Annotated in this window: 14 protein-coding genes; 12 read left to right on the forward strand and 2 right to left on the reverse strand. The window is 43.0% G+C overall.

Annotated features, from left to right (window positions below; translation table 11 throughout):
• Positions 1-94: 94 nt before the first annotated feature.
• From F777_RS0113790 to dprA, 5 genes are all read left to right on the forward strand, one after another.
• Positions 95-1,000, forward strand: coding sequence for a TonB-dependent receptor plug domain-containing protein (locus F777_RS0113790; protein ID WP_026752553.1), 906 nt, complete (start codon positions 95-97; stop codon positions 998-1,000).
• Entirely contained in the window at positions 997-2,193 is a 1,197-nt protein-coding gene (locus tag F777_RS0113795) for a TonB-dependent receptor plug domain-containing protein (RefSeq protein WP_026752554.1), read from the forward strand. The genes F777_RS0113790 and F777_RS0113795 overlap by 4 nt, the downstream gene beginning before the upstream one ends.
• Entirely contained in the window at positions 2,193-2,852 is a 660-nt protein-coding gene (locus F777_RS0113800) for an HmuY family protein (RefSeq protein ID WP_051408630.1), read from the forward strand. Before F777_RS0113795 ends, F777_RS0113800 begins: the two co-directional genes overlap by 1 nt.
• Before the next feature lie 104 nt (positions 2,853-2,956).
• Positions 2,957-4,873: an OmpA family protein gene (locus F777_RS0113805; RefSeq protein ID WP_026752556.1), complete on the forward strand. Its 1,917-nt coding sequence runs from the start codon at positions 2,957-2,959 to the stop codon at positions 4,871-4,873.
• 55 nt (positions 4,874-4,928) lie between these two features.
• Positions 4,929-6,011 (forward strand): DNA-processing protein DprA, encoded by a 1,083-nt coding sequence (gene dprA, locus F777_RS0113810; protein WP_026752557.1) that lies wholly within the window; start codon positions 4,929-4,931, stop codon positions 6,009-6,011.
• Here the strand turns inward: dprA and F777_RS0113815 are convergent.
• On the reverse strand, positions 5,980-7,248 hold the full coding sequence (locus F777_RS0113815; protein ID WP_235785957.1) for an MFS transporter: 1,269 nt from the start codon (positions 7,246-7,248) through the stop codon (positions 5,980-5,982). The genes dprA and F777_RS0113815 overlap by 32 nt on opposite strands.
• Positions 7,249-7,263: 15 nt before the next feature.
• Between F777_RS0113815 and guaB the strand changes: the two genes are divergently transcribed.
• The 7 genes from guaB (at position 7,264) to F777_RS0113850 (ending at position 18,246) form a co-directional block, all read left to right on the forward strand.
• A complete protein-coding gene (guaB, locus tag F777_RS0113820) occupies positions 7,264-8,763 on the forward strand; it encodes an IMP dehydrogenase (protein ID WP_026752559.1) in 1,500 nt (499 codons plus the stop codon).
• An 11-nt stretch (positions 8,764-8,774) separates the two neighbouring features.
• Entirely contained in the window at positions 8,775-10,394 is a 1,620-nt protein-coding gene (lnt, locus tag F777_RS0113825) for an apolipoprotein N-acyltransferase (protein WP_026752560.1), read from the forward strand.
• The gene (locus F777_RS0113830; protein ID WP_026752561.1) at positions 10,369-11,196 is read left to right on the forward strand and encodes an alpha/beta fold hydrolase; all 828 of its coding nucleotides are present in this window, start codon (positions 10,369-10,371) and stop codon (positions 11,194-11,196) included. Before lnt ends, F777_RS0113830 begins: the two co-directional genes overlap by 26 nt.
• 1 nt (position 11,197) lies before the next feature.
• Positions 11,198-13,798, forward strand: coding sequence for a T9SS C-terminal target domain-containing protein (locus tag F777_RS0113835; protein WP_037369533.1), 2,601 nt, complete (start codon positions 11,198-11,200; stop codon positions 13,796-13,798).
• A 76-nt stretch (positions 13,799-13,874) separates the two neighbouring features.
• Entirely contained in the window at positions 13,875-16,505 is a 2,631-nt protein-coding gene (locus tag F777_RS17455) for a PKD domain-containing protein (protein ID WP_026752563.1), read from the forward strand.
• Positions 16,506-16,529: 24 nt separating this feature from the next.
• Entirely contained in the window at positions 16,530-17,285 is a 756-nt protein-coding gene (locus F777_RS0113845) for an SDR family NAD(P)-dependent oxidoreductase (protein WP_026752564.1), read from the forward strand.
• 4 nt (positions 17,286-17,289) lie between these two features.
• Positions 17,290-18,246, forward strand: coding sequence for an NAD(P)H-dependent flavin oxidoreductase (locus F777_RS0113850; protein ID WP_026752565.1), 957 nt, complete (start codon positions 17,290-17,292; stop codon positions 18,244-18,246).
• On the opposite strand, the gene F777_RS0113855 is transcribed toward F777_RS0113850, so the two are convergent.
• A complete protein-coding gene (locus F777_RS0113855) occupies positions 18,243-19,235 on the reverse strand; it encodes a sugar phosphate nucleotidyltransferase (protein WP_026752566.1) in 993 nt (330 codons plus the stop codon). The genes F777_RS0113850 and F777_RS0113855 overlap by 4 nt on opposite strands.
• Between the last annotated feature and the right edge of the window lie 22 nt (positions 19,236-19,257).

Below are 19,257 nucleotides of genomic sequence, written 5' to 3' on the forward strand. Positions count from 1 at the left end.
TGCTTTGTAAAAAGCGATTTTCATTTTCTCGTTCTACAGTTTCATGACAATTCACGACAAATGCGAATGCAAATTTGCAATCTAATTCGTGAGTATGATCAAGCGGTTAATGTTCCCCCTTTGCGCAGGATTCCTTTCACAAACTTTGATTGCGCAAAATATTCCAGCTAAACAAAAAGATACACTTAACGGTGAGAATGCCATTACCGTTTTTACCGCTACCAAAACAGAGAGAAAGCTGACCAATGTAGCCGTTCCCGTTCAGATCATTTCACAAAAAACCATTCAGCAGGCTGGCTCACTTCGTTTATCAGATATTCTTTCTGAACAAACCGGATTGTTCATGACCAATGGATTTGGAACCGGTGTAAGCATGCAGGGTTTAAATCCTGACTATACATTGATACTGATTGATGGAGAGCCCTTAATAGGAAGAATGAGTGGGGTTTTGGATTTAAAAAGAATTACCGTTGGGAATATCAAGCAAATTGAAATTGTGAGAGGACCATCTTCCAGTTTGTATGGTAGTGAAGCCATGGCAGGTGTTATTAATATTATCACTGACAAATCAAAAGTAAATGCGCTTGGATTAACTGCCCGATACGGCACTTATAATACTGCTGATTTTGGTTTAAAAGGAAGCATCAGAAACAATCGCATCAATTACCAGGGTTTTGGAAACTATTATCGCACTGATGGTTTCAGTATCCGCCCCAACAGCAGAGAAAGAAGCATTGCTCCCATTGAAAGAATTACCCAGCAACACCAACTAGGTTACAGAATCAGTGACCGTACACAAGTAAGTGTTTCCTTCAGATTAAATAACGAAACCATCAAGAACAATATTACCGTTACGAATAATGGCAACTCCATTAACTCTGTTGGTTATGAAAAAAATAACGACCTGAATACGACTTTACAATTGGCCCATAAGTTCAATGAAAAAGTAAAAACACTACACGTATTTACGGCACTTATTTTAAAAGTATTCAGGATTTGATTACCGATAACGGCGCACCTTATGTAGATGAATTCAGACAAAGTTTTGGCAGAGCAGAAAACCAGACTGATATACAATTCAACGAACGTCTGGAAATGAATGTGGGGGGTGGATATATCCATGAAACAGCCAGAAGTACCCGCTACGATAATAGCAGCAGTGTTAAAACCAATCGAATTGGATATGCTTATCTGCAAACAGAATGGAAAGCCCTTGATCAATTGACTTTGATTGGCGGTGCCCGTTACGATCACAACGAATTATTTGCCGCGGCCTTCAGTCCCAAACTGGCTTTACAATATAAAATCAACTCAAAGCTTTCGGTGAAAGCCAGTGTAGGAAGGGGTTTCAAAGCTCCAGACTTCAGACAGCTCTACTTAAATTTTACCAACACAGCTGCCGGAAGCTATAGCGTATTCGGCTCTGTGGAAGCACAAAAAATTATTACCGAGTTAAACAGACTCGGACAAATCAGCAGTCTGGAACCTGCTTTTTACGGATTGAGCACTTTAAAACCGGAGTTCTCTACCGGATTTAATCTGGGAGTACATTTTCAGGATGCAAAATGGTCGGTTAGTGCCAATATTTTCAGAAACAATATTGAAAACTTAATCGACAGCAGACTGGTAGCTTACCGAACCGGCGGCGCACAAATTTTCAGTTACCTCAATGTAAAAAATGCCTTTACTCAGGGCATTGAAACCGATGTGCAACACAAAGTCAATAAGCATCTTTCCTTCACTGCAGGCTATCAGTTTTTATTGACTGGTGATCAGGCAGAGATTGATGCCATTAATGCCGGCAAAGTTTTCACCAGAGACCAGAATGGTTTCAGCAGAAGAATGAACAGAAGCGAATATGTGGGCTTACCCAACAGAAGCAAGCATATGGCCAACTTCAAAATTCTATATACGAAGAATGCCTTCTTTGCCAACACCCGTTTGATTTACAGAAGCAAATGGACAACAACTGACACAGACGGCAATGGTCTTTTCAATAGCAACGATGCATTTGCAAAAGGGTATTTGCAAGTGAATGCTGCTGCAGGATATGAATTCAACAAAGGGCTTAGCGTTCAGGCTGGTACCGATAACTTATTCAACTATACCGATGTAATTAACCTTCCCAATTTACCGGGCAGAACTTTTTATGTAACTGTATCTTATCAATTTTTTAATAAAAACCCTAAATAATGAGCAAGATGAAAAAGATGATTTTAGTGTTAGGCATTGCAGTAGGATTTGCAGCGTGTTCAAAAGAAGACAACGGAGGAAGTACCAATGTGGTTTCAACCATTACCGTAAAAGATTTACCTGCTGATACTATTATTGGCATTACCCCTGGTGCTCCGCCAACAGGTGGCTTCCCTTATGGTGCCGGTCGCTATACTTTCTTTAGTTTAGAATCCAATAAAATTGTTCCTGCTTCTGATAGTGCCAGCAACAAATGGGATTTAGCTTTCAAAGGAACCACCATTGCTACCAATAGCGGAAACAGTGGTCCTGGTGGAGCTGGTGCTTTTGTATTTGTTGGTTTATTTGATGATTTAAAAAGCATTCCTGCGGATTCTACTTTCAGAATTGACAACGCACCTTCTGCTTTTGCTATTCCTACCGGAAGCAACAGAGCATGGTATGCTTACGATGGTATCAACCAATTGGTGAACCCAATCCCGGGAAGAGTGTTGGTCATCAGAACTGCAAGCGGCAAATATGCCAAAGTAGAAATCCTGAATTACTACAAAGGAGGTACTACTCCTGCTACTACTGCACCTGATGCGGTTAAACTAAGTACACAACGTTATTACACTTTCCGTTATACTTACCAGCCTAACGGAACCAAAACTTTCTAAGGAAAGGTTGTTAAAATCCAATACCGAACCCGGCCTCGTGCCGGGTTTTTTATTTAGAATGGATTTAACAAAGCAACTCCTGAATTTTTACGAACTTGTTCCCGATGAAAAAATGGTTTTGTTTTCTTCTACTGTTTGCCAGCTGTTTTACACTTACAGCTCAAAGCTATAACCCCGATAAGGTGAATAAAAAAGCAATGGCCTTGTACAACAAAGCCATTGACTTATTAAAGGAAGACGCATTAAAAGAAGCCGTTCCTGTTTTGCTAGAAAGTATTCAGGCAGACAAAAATTTTGCAGATGCCTATCTTTCTCTGGCAGGTGTTTTCGGCGAATTAAAACAATACAAACGCTCTCTGCAATTTTATGAATTGGGCAGGGCATTAGACACGGTATATTTTCAACCCTATTTGCTACCCTACTCTATTAATCTGGCAGGGGATGGGCAATTTGAAGCAGCATTAAATGCGGTTACCCAGTTCCTGCAAAATCCCAAACTGAACGACAGAAGCATCCGAAGTGCTGCATACAGAAAAAAGACCTTTCAGTTTGCCATTGATTATGCAAAGCAACATGCAGCCGATTCAGGCTATGCTTTCATGCCTGAAAATTTAGGGGACAGTGTCAACTCTGCTTCTTCGGAATATTATCCATCGGTTACGGTAACCGATAGTTTGCTGGTGTTTACGCGAAGAGGAAAATTCATGCGGGAAGATTTTTATTCAAGCACCATTCTCGGTAAACAATTTTCAAAATCGGTTCCGATTGGAGGCCGCATTAATGAAGAAGCTCAGAAGGGTGCCATCACCGTTTCTCAGGATGGAGAATGGATGTTGTTTACCGGAAGGTTTGCTGAAAGTGGTTACGATCATTTTGATTTATACATTTCTTACTATACCCCGGATGGATGGAGTGAACCTGAAAACCTGGGACCTTCCATCAATACTGAATTCTGGGAGAGTGCCCCTAGTTTAAGCCCCGACAAAAGAGTCTTGTATTTCAGCAGCAACCGGCCTGGGGGCTATGGCAGCAGAGATTTGTATTACAGCGAAAGATTGCCCAATGGAAAGTGGTCTCCTGCCAAAAATATGGGACCGCATATAAACTCAGCCGGAGACGATCAGGCACCGTTTATTCATGCAGACAATCAAACTTTGTATTTTACTTCAGATGGATTGCCGGGTTATGGAGGCGCTGATTTATTTGTAACCAGAAAAAACAACAATGGAGAATGGAGTATTCCCGAGAACCTGGGTTATCCCATTAATACCATTGAGAACGAAGGGAGCATGGCTGTTTCTGCAGACGGGCTTACCGCCTATTATTCCAGTGATCGTTTCGATAGCAGAGGAGAACTCGATTTGTATCGTTTTCCATTGAAGGAAAAAATAAGACCCATCCGAACACTGTACCTGAAAGGAATTGTTTCTGATAAAATTACAGGCAAGAAATTGCCCTCTTTAGTAGAGTTAATTGAGAACAAGGATCGTGTGGTATTAATGAAAATTCAGACCGATGAAACAGGTGGTTATTTTGTAACCCTTCCGGTTGGCAAAGACTATACATTGTCCGTAAACAGAAAAGGCTATCTGCCTTACACTGCTCAGTATTCGCTGGCCAATAAAGAAGCCGACAGTGTATACATTCAGGATATAGCGCTGGAACCCATTCAATTACACGCCGTATTCACTTTTAAAAATATTGAGTTTGCCATCAATGCTTTTGACTTGCCCGCAGCGGCATCCATTGAATTAGACAAGCTGGTGAATCTATTAAATGAGAATCCTTCCTTACAGGTTGAAATAAGCGGACATACCGATAATACCGGCAAAGAACCTGACAATATTTTACTTTCTAAAAACAGGGCATTGGCGATTGTTCATTATTTAGCATCCAAAGGAATTGCAGCTGAAAGACTCACGCACAAAGGCTATGGCAGCAGCAAACCCATTGCCGGCAATGATACACCCGAAGGCAGAGCTAAAAACAGAAGAACTTCCGTTGAAATAACCGGACTATAAGGTATTCCTACCTGATGGTTTTATAGCAGATGCTTTAGTTTTCGCAAAAGCATTTATGGATGATTCTTTGTACAATAAAATTGCCTTTACGCTGATTCCTTCCATAGGTCCTGTTACCCGTAAATTGTTGTTGGAAACATTTGCCTCGGTTGAAAATATTTTTAGTGCCTCAGTGGCTGACCTCTGCGAGGTAAGAGGTGTTGGTGAAAAAATGGCAAAGGAAATAAAGCAATTTCAACCTGCTGAAAAAACAACAGAGATGTTGCAGTTTATTCAGCAACACCGGATCAGACCCCTCTTTATTACCGAGGCAGATTATCCGCAGAAACTAAAAGAATGTCCGGATGCACCCACCCTCTTGTATTACAAAGGAACCGCCGATGTAAATGCAGCTAAAATCATCAGCATTGTGGGGACCAGAATGCCCACTGCCTATGGGTATCATATCATTGAATCGCTTCTGAAAGCACTGCCCAAAGAAGTCCTGATTGTCAGTGGTCTGGCCATGGGTATTGATACCATTGCGCATCAGCTGGCTTTGGAAAACGGTTTGCAAACCATTGGCGTGCTCGCACATGGATTGGATGAAATCTATCCTCCCCCCAATAAAAACCTGGCCAGAGCCATGTTGCAGCAAGGTGGATTGCTAACTGAGTTTCATTGCAAAACCATTCCGGAGAAATACAATTTCCCAAAGAGAAACCGGGTGGTAGCAGGAATGGCAGATGCAACAATTGTGATAGAAACTGCTTTAAAAGGGGGCAGCACCATTACAGCAGATTTCGCTTCTCAATACCATCGGGAAGTGATTGCAGTACCTGGTAGAATTACCGATCAGCGAAGCAGGGGATGCAATAAACTCATTCAGGAAAACCGGGCTTCTATTTATATCAATCCGGAAGATTTGTTGCAGCAATTAAACTGGGTGCCTGCTTCGGCACCACTAACAGAAATAGAAAAAAGCTGCATTGCTTTTTTAAAGTCAAAGGAATTGTTTTCGCAGGATGAATTGCTTGCTTTTACGCAACTGGATTTTGGCGGATTGGCCAGCCTTGTTTTTGAATTGGAGACCAAACAAATTATTCAGGTCTTACCTGGCAATCAAATCACGCTGATGCCCGCTTATTATTCCATTTAACCAGGAGTAAGCAAGCCAGCAAAGAAAGCACAGCAGGGGTGGCAAAAGCCCATACAAAATAGTTGGCATCGTTGTGATAAATCCAACTGGAAAACAAGGCACCGGTTCCAATACCTACTTCCAGGGCAATGTACATGGAAGCAATGGCTTTGCCTCTGTTTTCGGGTTCGCATAAATCTACTGTCCAGGCAGTAATCACAGGACTGTTGATGCCCCAACTCAGACCATATAAAACGGACCCTGTCAGCATTACCGGCACCGATCCCGCAAGGGATAATATGGCCATGGCAACCACTAAAGCGGCACTGGATCCAATTAAAACCGGAACCCTGCCATACTGATCAGAAATTTTACCTGCAACAAAACGGATGAACAGAGAGGCCACGGTAAAAAAGGCAAAGAATGTCCCCTTGTTGTGCAACCCAAGGTGTTCACTAAAATCGGGTGCAATGGTTAATATGGTTCCAATGGAAAAACAAAGCAATAGCGTTATGATGGCAGGCCTTAAAGCAGAAGCATCAAAAATATCGCTGCGCTGAATCTGCAAATCATTCCACTTGAATTTACGGGCAGTAGGCAGGGTCTCTTTTACATTGTATAAAATGATTACTGATCCCAGTGCTAAAAATGCGGATACATAAAACATGGGATTGTAGCCAAAATTATTTACCAGATAACTGCCCAGCATGGGTCCGGCTGAAGCACCAATGGTATAGCCAATGGCCAGTGCACCCATTGCTTCTCCCCTTCTGGATTCATGCACTACATCGGCTCCGTATGCAGCCGTAGCAGTGGGCTTGAACCCGGTTGAAAATCCATGCACAAAGCGCAGCAATAAAAAGCCCGCTACAGAGGTAAGTACCGGATACAACAAACTGCAAACCACACAAACCAGCGAACCAAAAACCATAACCGGAACCCTGCCAATGGTATCGGTCAGTTTCCCGCTAAAAGGACGGGAAATACCCGCCATCAGCGTAAATAAAGCGATGATCAGCCCCTTGTATTCCGCTCCGCCTATTTTGGTTAAATACCCCGGCAATTCAGGAATCATCATATTAAAGCTGGCTGAAAACAAAAAATTGCTGACACAAAGCAATCCAAACTGAAAGGTGAAATAGCGATGATGGGGTTGAATAGTATTGGATTCCATTGCGGTAATGCGCGAATTTCTTTGATCAAATGATTGAACTAGTGCGAAGGTAACAGAAATAATTTTGGAAGAAACTTCGGGCATCTGCTATCTTTGCCTATGGCAACAAATCTCAATCAATCCCGCAAAAGCAGTTCTGCTTCCCGTCTTTTTGGTGAAGGTTTAACCTTCGATGATGTTCTACTGATGCCCGCTTACAGCGATATTCTTCCCCGTGAAGTAAACATCAGCACCCATTTAACCAAGGACATTATTCTGAATGTACCCATTCTATCTGCAGCCATGGATACGGTTACAGAAGCCAATCTGGCCATTGCCTTAGCCAGAGAAGGTGGTTTGGGTATCCTGCACAAAAACATGAGTATTGAAAAGCAGGCGGAACAGGTGAGAAAAGTAAAGCGCAGCGAAAGCGGAATGATCATTGATCCAATTACCTTACTGGTAGATGCAACCATTGGTGACGCGCTGAAACTGATGAGAGAGAATAAAATTGGTGGTATACCTGTGGTAGACAATGCCGACAAACTGGTGGGCATTTTAACCAACCGGGATTTACGCTTCGAAACCGATTACAAGAAAAAGGTGAAGGAAGTAATGACCAAAGAAAATTTGGTAACCGCACCCGAAGGAACCGATATGAAGAAAGCCGAGCTGATTCTTCGTCGGTATAAGATTGAGAAATTGCCTGTTACCAATAAACAGGGTAAACTGATTGGACTAATTACTTACAGAGATATTTTACAAATCAGAAATTTTCCTAACGCTGTTAAGGACAATCTCGGAAGACTGAGAGTGGGCGCGGCTTTGGGTATTACCAAAGATTTGATGGATCGTGCCGCTGCTTTACAGCAGGTAGGCGTAGATATTGTTACACTGGATTCTGCACATGGTCATAGTAAGGGTGTGATTGAAGCATTGAAAGCTTTGCGTAAGAACTTTAAAAAACTCCCCATCATTGCAGGTAATGTAGGTACCGGTGCGGGTGCAAAAGCTTTGGCTGAAGCAGGAGCAGATTGTGTGAAAGTAGGGATTGGACCTGGCTCTATTTGTACCACGCGCATTGTAGCCGGTGCCGGGGTTCCTCAGCTAACCGCTATTATGGAAGCCACTAAGGCTTTAAAAGCCAAAGGCATTCCGGTAATTGCAGATGGGGGTATCCGTTACACAGGGGATATGGTTAAAGCTTTGGCAGCGGGGGCCAATATGGTCATGATGGGTAGTGTATTTGCAGGTGTGGAAGAAAGTCCGGGCGAAACCATTATTTACGAAGGAAGAAAATTCAAGGAATACCGTGGCATGGGCAGCTTAGGCGCCATGAGCCAGGGAAGCGGCGACCGTTATTTCCAGGACGTGGAAGCCGATATTAAAAAATATGTTCCGGAAGGCATTGAAGGACGTGTGGCTTACAAAGGAAATTTAAGTGAGATTATTTATCAGTATGTGGGCGGACTTCGTTCGGGTATGGGCTATTGCGGTGCCAAAGACATCCCTTCTTTACAGAAAGCTACTTTTGTAAAAATTACCAATGCCGGCATGAAAGAAAGCCATGCACACGATGTAGATATTACCAAAGAAGCACCGAATTACAGCAGAAAATAAACCAGTCTCTCATGAAAAAGGGATCTGCTTTTTCTGCAATCGGATTAAGTATTCTTTCCGGCCTGATGCTCACTTTGGGTTGGCCGGAATGGTCATATACCATTGCATTGTTATTTGCCTGGGTACCCTTGCTCTGGGTAATGGATCAGCATCCCCCTACATTTAAGTTATTGCGATATCCTGCCATTAGTTTATTGATCTGGAATACCGGCACTACCTGGTGGTTGTGGAATTCTACCGGCTTTGGCGCTGTTGCAGCCATTATGATCAATACCTGCTTAATGTGTTTGCCCTGGTGGGGATACATTACACTGAGAAAAAAAATGAACCCATCGCAGGCTTTACTGGGATTGGTTGCTTTCTGGTTATGCTTTGAATGGGTACATTTAAACTGGAGCATCAGCTGGCCCTGGCTAACGCTGGGCAACGGATTAAGCCCAATTACGTCAATGATTCAATGGTATGCCTATACAGGTGTAGCAGGGGGTTCCTTACTCATTTGGGTTATGAATATCCTGGCTTTTCAGTTTCTTTTGGCGCAGCAAAAAAGGAAGCTTGTTCAAGTGGGTATTTTCAGTGCTTCTATTTTTCTGCTGTGGTTATTTGTAGGATGGATGAGTTATCTCTCACAATGGGATAATGGCAAGGAAAACACGGAAGAAAATATCGTGGTTGTTCAACCCAATATTGATCCTTACCAGAAATTTGAATCACTTACCACTGCACAACAGATAGAGAAATTAGTCAGCATTAGTAAAAGCAAAATAGATTCAAACACCAGCATACTGGTTTGGCCGGAAACCGCCATGAGTGCGGCAGACTGGCAGGATAATATACTGGTGAATCCATATTACCAGCCAGTGTTTCAACTGCTGCAACAATACCCCAATCTGCAGCTGGTATCGGGCATTGAAACTTTTAAAAGATACGGCACCACCGCGGCAACACCCACTGCACGCAAAACAGAAGATGGCATTTATTACGACGCCTTCAATGCAGCGATTCAATTACAGGCAAAAAAAGATAGTCAATCCGTGGTTGCTATGCAACAACCTGTTTTTTACAACAAAAGCAAACTGGTTCCCGGTGTAGAAACACTTCCTTCCTTTCTTCGTTTTATGGCACCGGTATTTGAACAGTTCGGCGGGTCTACCGGTGGCTACGGTGTTTCAGACACGCCTGTTGTTTTCCGACATCCCATGTATCAGCAAAATGCGGCTCCGATTATCTGTTATGAAAGTGTGTATGGCGAATATGTATCAGAATATGTAAAAAGAGGAGCCAATGTATTAACCATTATGACCAATGATGGCTGGTGGGAAAATACAGACGGACACAAACAACATTTGCAGTATGCCAAATTAAGAGCCATCGAAACCCGGAGATGGGTAGCCCGTTCAGCAAACACTGGCGTATCCGCATTTATTGATCCCTCCGGCACCCTTGTTCAGGAATTGGGATGGGACCAGGCCGGCGCTTTAAAGCAAAATATATACATCAGCAATCAGCAAACTTTTTATGTAGCGCACGGTGATTATATTTTTAAAATCGGGGTGACTGCCAGTGTATTCCTGCTACTGATATCTTTGCGTAAACGCCGCAAATATGTCCATAAAAAACAAACAGCTTAATACACCGTATTATTCGCTACAGTATCGCATTATTGGACAGGGACAACCCGTTTTTTTAGTTCATGGATATGGAGAAGACAGCCGTATCTGGAACAATCAGATTGAAACGCTTTCTGCATTTTGTCAGTTGATTGTATTGGATTTACCCGGATCGGGTCAATCTGTTATTACTGCTAAGGGTGCTGCAGAATGGCTGCCTGAACTCAGCATGGAAGACCTGGCCGAATGCATTCACGAAATAGTACACGCCGAAGATCTAGCACCCGCCATTGTCTTGGGGCACAGCATGGGCGGCTATATTGCGCTGTCTTTTGCTCGCCATTATCCGAATCATTTAAAAGCACTGGGATTGGTGCATAGTACTGCTTTTGCAGACAGCGAAGAAAAAAAATCGGTTCGTTTGAAAAGTATGGAATTTATCAGAGAAAACGGAGGACATGCTTTATTCAAAACTACCATGGTGAATTTATTCGGCGAAGCATTTCGTTCATCCAATCCTGCGTCGGTGCAGGAATTGGTAGAAGCTACCAAGGCATTCGATCCGCAAGTGCTGATTGCCTATACCCGTGCCATGATGCAAAGGCCGGATCAATCTGATTTACTAAAATATTTACGGCAGCCTGTTTTGTTTATTGCAGGACCGGAAGATATAGCAGCTCCTTTGACAGATCTGGAGCAGCAAGCAACAATACCCAATAAATCGTATCTTAAAGTGATGGAGGGTGTTGGACATATGGGTATGCTTGAAGCACCCGATGAAATGAACCGGCACTTATCCGGATTCATTCAACTGTTTATCTGATATGAAATTTTTCCGGCTCTTGCTATTGTTGTTGCTGCTCAGCAATCTTAGCTATGCAAGGCATATTGCCGGAGGTGAACTCTATTACAACTATGTCAGCCCTGATGCAACCAGAGCTAATAATAGCATTTATGTGATCACTTTGCGATTGTTCAGAGAATGCAATTCAGGCGGGCCTACGCTGGAAGCAGAACAGGCAACCGTGGGTATTTATGAAGGTGATATTTTGTTTACCAGTTTGCCCTTACCCAGAATTACGGATGTTAATACCATTTCGCTGAATACAGCTGCCTTCCCTTGTCTGGTAGGCAATGTTGGCGCCTGTTATCAGGTTGCACAATATTCGGCCACTATTTCTTTACCCAATAGTGCCATCGGCTATACTTTATCCAGATTGGGATGTTGCAGGGTAGATTTTATTACGAATCTGGCACAACCTGTTAGTGTAGGCAGTAATTATATTACCAGAATCCCGGGAAGAATTGCTTTATCGGGAGGCGTGAACAGCAGTCCACAGTTCAATGTAAAAGACACTGCGCTGATTTGTTCGCAAAAAAAATTCAATCTCGATTTTGGTGCCATTGATCCGGATGGAGACTCATTAACCTATAGTTTTTGTGAAGCATTTAGTTCACCTGGTGGCAACCAAAATGCAACTCCCCCCAATACACTTTCTCAAAGCCCATTGCCGTATAAATTTCCATTCAGCGGAACGCTTCCTTTAGGAGACAAGGTAAGCATTGATCCTGCAACAGGTGTCATCAGTGGTATAGCACCTGCTCCCGGAAATTATGTGGTGAATGTTTGTATTACGGAATGGCGCAATGGGAAAGCTTTCAATGAACACAGAAAGGATTTTATCATGGCCGTTCAGGGTTGTGATTTTATTGAAGCCAATTTGCCGGATAAAATTATTCAATGCGAGAATTTTACGGTACTATTCGAGAACGAGTCCACTTCTTCCAGCATTACCAATTATGTCTGGAATTTCGGTGACTCCATCAACAATACCCACCCACAATCAGGATCTGTTTTGCACACTTACAAAGACACAGGGGTTTATAAAGCAACACTAACCGTTACAGGGCCTAAAGGATGCATTGGCACAGACAGTGTGGAAGTAAGGGTATTCCCAGGGTTTAAACCGACTATGAATATTAATGGAAGTTGTTTTTTAAATCCTTATACGTTCAATGATTTAAGTACCTCTGTGTATGGTGTGGTGAACTATTGGCGATGGAATTTTGGAGATGAAACAGTTCTGTCAGATACAGCAAGAACTAAAAATGCACAATATCAATATCCCACCACATCGGTAAAAAATATTCAGTTGATTGTAGGCGATTCCAAAGGTTGTTTGGATACCCCTTCAAGAAATCTTGCCGTATCAGACAAACCGCTGTTACAGGTTCCCTTTAAAGACACATTAATCTGCAGCATAGACAGCTTACCCATTCATGTAAACAGTACAGGTATTTTCAATTGGGAGCCCAACCAAAATATCAGCAATACGAATACCGCCAACGTTGTAGTATATCCGAAAGCAACTACCCAATACACCGTAAGCATCAACAACAATGGATGCATCAGCAAGGACACCATCACAGTAAATGTTTTACCCTTTATTACGGTGCGAGCCGCCGCAGATAGTACCATTTGTTTAAACGATTCCATTGTATTGCAGGTAAACAGCCAGGCACTGCAATACCGATGGACCAACGATGCAGGTCAATTTGTTTCGGATCAGAAAAATCCCGGATTACAACCTACCCGAACTACGCAGTATTTTGTTACAGCGAATCTGGGCAAATGCGAAGACAAAGACAGTGTTCGAATTGTTACGATTCCTTATCCTTCTGTTAACGCAGGCATAGATACCAGTATCTGTTTTGGCAATGCCGTCATGTTGAATGCGCAAATTGTTGGCAGCAATTTCCGTTGGTCGCCCTCTCTGAATATGATGCAGGCCAATACACTTACCCCATTAGTTACGCCTGCGAGCAGTAAAACCTACTATCTGACAGTTAGCGACACATTGGGTTGCAACAAATCAGTTACAGACTCTGTACAAATTGCCGTAATCCCCAAGCCATTGGTATTTGCGGGCAGGGATACGGCAGTCAGCATCAATCAACCCTTACAATTGAACGCAACCGGTGCAACAAATTATCGATGGACACCCAGTACCGGTTTATCGGATGCAGGGATTGCCAATCCGATTGCCCTTTTCAAGAATGGCATTGATTCTATCCTGTACAGGGTCAGGGGCAGCAATGGCCCTTGCTTTGGTGAGGACTCCCTCAAAGTAATGATCTTTCAAAACGGACCCGATTTATATATTCCTTCCGCCTTTACTCCCAATGCAGATGGAAAAAATGATCTGCTAAGACCCATCCCCGTTGGCATTGCACAACTGAATTATTTTGCAGTGTACAATCGCTGGGGACAATTGTTGTACAAAACCTCCTCAATTGGTGCAGGATGGGGCGGAATTTTTAATGGAGAGCCTCAACCCGCAGGCACTTATGTTTTTCAGGCTGAAGGCCGGGATATTACCGGAAAAACCATTTATAAAAAAGGAACAGCAGTGTTAATTCGTTAATTGATTTTAACGGATATTTATTCTTTCAGGCAACTGCCTGCTCCGTTTTTGTTTCTTATTGGTTTAACTTGCTAAAATGTGTAGAAGACTTCTTGTTTTATTGATTTTTTTAGGCACGCTGACCAATTTATATGCAGATCACCTGAAAGGAGGCTGGATTCAATACGAATACCTGGGAGATGGTGCGGCTGCCAATAGTTCAAGATATCGCATAACCGTTCGACAGTATTTACAATGCAACCTTCGGGAAGGGCAAACAGACAATGCGGTTAACCTTGGTATTTTTAATGGCGCAACCAACGCATTAATTACAACAAGAACCATTGCAAGAAGTGGCAGGGAAAACCCAGACAAAACAACCTATGATCCCTGTTTAAGCTCCAGACCAAGGGTCTGCTACAATATTGACTTTTATGTAACCGAAATTGATTTACCCAATATTGCTGAAGGTTATTCCTTATCGGTTCAACGCTGTTGTAGAATTGGAAATATTGCTAACGTGGGGGCCATTTCCTCTACCATTGGAGTAAGCTATACCAATACCATACCTGGTATCATTAATGGAACAAGCTATGCCCAAAATAGCAGTCCTGTTTTTGCCCAGAGAGACACGGCCATTGTTTGTTTCAATGCACCCTTCACTTTCGATTTTGGAGCTACAGACGCTGATGGAGACAGTTTGTCTTATTCGTTTTGTTCAGGATTAACAGGAGGAACACAGGCTAACCCTGTACCAACTAACCCTTCTAATCCACCCTATGCAGGAGTTCCTTATCAACCTCCTTTTTCTGGTTCAATCCCAATGTCTTCGAGTGTTACCATTGACCCTTTAACAGGATTAATAAGTGGTATTGCGCCCGGCATCACCGGAGAATACATTGTTGCAGTCTGCGCCAGTGAATTCAGGAATGGCGTAAAAATTGGAGAGACCCGAAAAGAAATTCATGTTCAGGTGGCCGATTGTTCGCTTTCGGCTGCTGACCTGAAACCCACTTATATCAGTTGCAACGGCTTCACTTTAACCTTTCAGAATGAGTCACCCGGACTGGTGAATAATTATCTCTGGGATTTTGGCGTTACCAATAGCACTACGGATATATCAACAGATCCTACTCCAACATTCACTTATGCTGATACCGGCACATATCGCTTAACATTAAAAGTTACCAATGACGGAGGATGTCAGGACTCTGCCTTTGCTGAGGTAAAAATTTATCCAGGCTTCACCCCCGATTTCACGGTTACCGGTTCCTGTTTTTTAAATGAATACAATTTTAAGGATGCCACTCTCTCACGCTATGGCGTGGTAGACAGCTGGCGTTGGAATTTTGGAGACAATACCAGCACAGCAGATACTTCCCGCGCCAAAGATTCTGTTTGGAAATATCCAGCCCCGGTAAATACCAATGTGTCGCTGATTGTTACCAATAGCAAGGGCTGCATTGACACCATCACCAAACCCCTGATGGTTTTAGACAAACCCTTGTTAAACCTGGCATTTAAAGACACATTAATCTGCAGCATCGACACGCTTCCTTTATTTGCCAATGTAGGCGCAGGCATTGTAAATTGGACGCCGGATATCAATGGAAGTTTACTGCGCATCTCTAACAGAAATATCGCGAATCCTTTGGTGTATCCGGTAGATACCACGCGGTACATTGTAACCGTCAACAACAATGGATGCATCAACAGTGATACCGTTACCGTGAATGTGCTCGATTTTATTTCAGTAGATGCGGGTCCTTCAGCTACTATATGTCAGACCGATACCATTCAACTCCAAACCGTGAGTGATGCGCTGAGTTATCAATGGACTTCTTCCTCCGGTGTACCAGTTGACCCGGTGAAATTTCCCAGGCTGGCTCCCTTACAGGATGAAACGTATTATGTTACGGCTAACCTTGGATATTGTCAGGCAAGGGATTCCGTTCGTATCAGCGTAGCACCTTATCCGAGGGTAACCCTAGGACCAGATACCACTATTTGTTTTGGTTCTCGACTGAATCTGCCTGCCAATATTGTCGGGTCCTCTTTCCAATGGTTGCCAACCAATTCCATGATTAACGGAAACACATTGAATCCTTTAGCTGGTCCTTCCAGAACCACTGCCTACACTTTAACAGTAAGCGATACACTGGGATGTAATAAACCCGTAACGGATACAATCATTGTCCGCGTAGTTCAGCCTATTGAAGTAAACGCAGGCTCAGATACGGTAGCACTGCCCGATCAACCGCTTCAACTGAATGCAAGTGGCAGCGGCAGTTTTAGCTGGACTCCGCTTACCGGACTTTCTGATCCAACCGTGGCGAATCCTATACTTAGTTTAGCAGCAGGTACCGATTCAATTACCTATCGTGTAAGAGTAACTGGCGAAGCAGGTTGTTATGGTGAAGATGATATAACCGTACGAGTTTTTTCCGGAGGACCGCAACTCTTTATACCCACTGCATTCACGCCGAATGCCGATGGCAGAAACGATATACTAAGACCGGTTGCAGTAGGCATTACCCAACTGGTTTATTTTTCTATTTTCAACCGTTGGGGTCAGCAGATTTTCTATACCAACGAACTTAACAAAGGTTGGGACGGCACTTTCAAAGGAGAGCCCCAACCTGCAGGTACCTATGTTTTTCAGGCAGAAGGCATTGACTATTTAGGCAATCGTGTTTATAAAAAAGGAACAGCGGTACTCATTAGATAGTTAATTTTGCAACAAGCCTTTATTATGAGAAAAACCATACTGATTACCGGTGCAACAGCCGGATTTGGAAAAGCAACTGCTGAATTATTTGCAGCATCCGGATGGAACTGCATTATTACCGGCAGAAGAAAAGACAGATTAACCCATCTGGCAGCAGCATTAACGGCTCAACATACAATTGAAGTTCTTCCGCTTTGTTTTGATGTACAAAACAGAAAGGAAGTATTTGATGCAATCAACCAATTGCCTGCGCAATGGAAAACCATTGATCTGTTATTGAACAACGCCGGACTGGCATTGGGAAGAGATTCTTTTGAAGCAGCTAATTTAGACGATTGGGAAACCATGATTGATACCAATCTGAAAGGATTGATGTATGTAACCAAAGCGGTATTGCCTTTGATGATTGAAAAAAAACAGGGTCATATCATTAATATTGGTTCAACCGCGGGCAAAGAAGTGTATAAGGACGGCAACGGATATTGTGCCACCAAACACGCTGTGGACGCCATTTCCAAAGCCATGCGTATAGATTTACTTCCACACCGCATTAAAGTAACTGCCATTCATCCCGGCGCTGCTGAAACAGAATTTTCCATTGTTCGTTTTAAAGGAGATGAACAAAAAGCAGATGCCGTGTATGATGGATATAAAGCATTGCAGGCAAAAGATGTTGCGGACATCATTCACTATGTTGCTCACTTGCCGGCACATGTTTGTATTAATGATTTAGTAGTTACCTGTTTATCCCAAGCCAATTCTTTTTACCTGCACAAATAACCTTATGCAAATCATCGGCCAACCCAATCAGCTTACCGCTTTATTAGGCATTCAATATCCCATTATACAGGCTGGCATGATCTGGGCCAGCGGATGGAAACTGGCCAGTGCAGTAAGCAATGCAGGAGGCCTTGGTATTATTGGCGCAGGCTCTATGTATCCCGATGTATTGAGAGAACATATCCGTCAGTGTAAGGCGGCGACCCTTAATCCCTTTGCTGTTAATATTCCTTTATTGTATCCGGACCTTAATCAGTTGATACAAATTATCATTGAAGAAAAAGTACCCATTGTTTTTACCAGTGCGGGAAATCCAAAAACCTATACCGGATTGTTTAAATCGCATGGCATCAAAGTGGTGCATGTAGTAAGCAGTTCCAAATTTGCATTGAAGGCACAGGAAGCGGGTTGTGATGCGGTAGTAGCGGAAGGTTTTGAAGCGGGCGGTCACAATGGTAGAGAAGAAACCACTACCCTGGTGTTGATTCCTGCTGTGCGCAAAAAAATCACGATTCCCTTAATTGCTGCCGGTGGCATTGCTACCGGTCAGCAAATGTATGCAGCCATTGCACTGGGTGCAGATGGCGTTCAGGTGGGTAGTCGTTTTGTTTGTACACCGGAAGCTTCTTCCCATATTCATTTTAAAGAAGCAGTAGTAGCCGCAGGAGAAGGTGATACCCAATTAAGTCTGAAAAAACTGGTACCGGTTCGTTTACTGAAAAATGAATTTTTTCAGCAGGTAGCAGATGCAGAAAAACGCGGAGCAGATGAAGCAGAACTTTCGCATTTGTTAGGCAGGGCACGCGCTAAAAAAGGCATGTTCGAGGGAGACCTGAAAGAAGGGGAACTGGAGATTGGTCAGGTAGCGGCTTTAATTCATGAAATAAAACCTGCAGCAGATATAGTTGCAGAAATGATTGCAGACTATAATGCCTGCGCAGATCGCATGCCAAAGCTTTAACCAAAATCAATTTCGGTATTGTCACCGATATTCAGACTGCGGCTCAATCCCTTTACAGAAGCATCGCTTCCAATTAAGGAATTATCCAGCACCACTTCGAACAAACTGGTGTAGGAACCAATAATGCTGTCTCTGATAATAGAGTGCTTCACCGTTGTATTGGCCCCTATGGCCACATGTGGTCCAATAATAGAATGCGAGATATCGCAACCCGGCGCAATACTTACCGGAGGTATAATAATGGTGTCTTTAAAGTCGTGTATATACTGAATATTACCCCCAAATTTTTTCAAGAGTGTAGCATTGCTCTCTAACAAACTTTCCTTCTTGCCACAATCGAACCAGTTTTTCACTTTAAAAGACTGGAACTTGGCGCCTCTTTGTATCATGCAATCCAGGGCATCGGTCAGGTTGTATTCTCCCTGTGTTTTAATATCCTGCATAAACAAGTGATGCAGGCATTCGAATAGGTATTGGGTTTCTTTAATCTTATACAATCCCACCAAGGCCATATTGCTTTTCGGTATGGCGGGCTTCTCTACTACCTGTTCTATAAATCCGTCTTCTCCAATGGTGGCCACACCAAAATTCCTGGGGTCATCTACTTTCTTTACCCCTAACATACTGTATGGACTTTCTACTACTTCCTTAACATCGTATTCGCAAATGGTGTCTCCCAACACCACAAACACTTCATCGTTCCCTACAATCGACTTGGTTAATTCAATGGCATGTCCGGTACCCTGACGTTCGTTTTGAAAAACAAAATGGGTAGTCAGGTCAGGATAGGTCTGTTTAACATAGTCCTGAATTTTTTCGCCTAAATAGCCAACAATAAAAATAAATTCGTGTATCCCCGCCTCTCTTAACTGATCCACAATAAAGCTCAGAATGGTTTTGCCCGCAATTGGAATCAAAGCCTTGGGTTGGGTATATGTATGGGGTCTAAGTTTTGTTCCTGCTCCTGCTACGGGTATAATCGCTTTCATAAGGTCAAATGGGGCTGTAAAA

Source organism: Sediminibacterium sp. C3, assembly GCF_000508085.1.
Classification (GTDB): Bacteria; Bacteroidota; Bacteroidia; order Chitinophagales; family Chitinophagaceae; genus Sediminibacterium.

Excerpts from the sequence above, each read along its gene's own strand:
- guaB (WP_026752559.1), top strand. The coding sequence starts at position 7,264 with ATGGCAACAAATCTCAATCAATCCCGCAAAAGCAGTTCTGCTTCCCGT.
- F777_RS0113835 (WP_037369533.1), top strand. The coding sequence starts at position 11,198 with ATGAAATTTTTCCGGCTCTTGCTATTGTTGTTGCTGCTCAGCAATCTT.
- F777_RS17455 (WP_026752563.1), top strand. The coding sequence starts at position 13,875 with ATGTGTAGAAGACTTCTTGTTTTATTGATTTTTTTAGGCACGCTGACC.
- F777_RS0113845 (WP_026752564.1), top strand. The coding sequence starts at position 16,530 with ATGAGAAAAACCATACTGATTACCGGTGCAACAGCCGGATTTGGAAAA.
- F777_RS0113850 (WP_026752565.1), top strand. The coding sequence starts at position 17,290 with ATGCAAATCATCGGCCAACCCAATCAGCTTACCGCTTTATTAGGCATT.
- F777_RS0113790 (WP_026752553.1), top strand. The coding sequence starts at position 95 with ATGATCAAGCGGTTAATGTTCCCCCTTTGCGCAGGATTCCTTTCACAA.
- F777_RS0113805 (WP_026752556.1), top strand. The coding sequence starts at position 2,957 with ATGAAAAAATGGTTTTGTTTTCTTCTACTGTTTGCCAGCTGTTTTACA.
- lnt (WP_026752560.1), top strand. The coding sequence starts at position 8,775 with ATGAAAAAGGGATCTGCTTTTTCTGCAATCGGATTAAGTATTCTTTCC.
- dprA (WP_026752557.1), top strand. The coding sequence starts at position 4,929 with ATGGATGATTCTTTGTACAATAAAATTGCCTTTACGCTGATTCCTTCC.
- F777_RS0113855 (WP_026752566.1), bottom strand. The coding sequence starts at position 19,235 with ATGAAAGCGATTATACCCGTAGCAGGAGCAGGAACAAAACTTAGACCC.
- F777_RS0113800 (WP_051408630.1), top strand. The coding sequence starts at position 2,193 with ATGAGCAAGATGAAAAAGATGATTTTAGTGTTAGGCATTGCAGTAGGA.
- F777_RS0113830 (WP_026752561.1), top strand. The coding sequence starts at position 10,369 with ATGTCCATAAAAAACAAACAGCTTAATACACCGTATTATTCGCTACAG.
- F777_RS0113815 (WP_235785957.1), bottom strand. The coding sequence starts at position 7,248 with ATGCCCGAAGTTTCTTCCAAAATTATTTCTGTTACCTTCGCACTAGTT.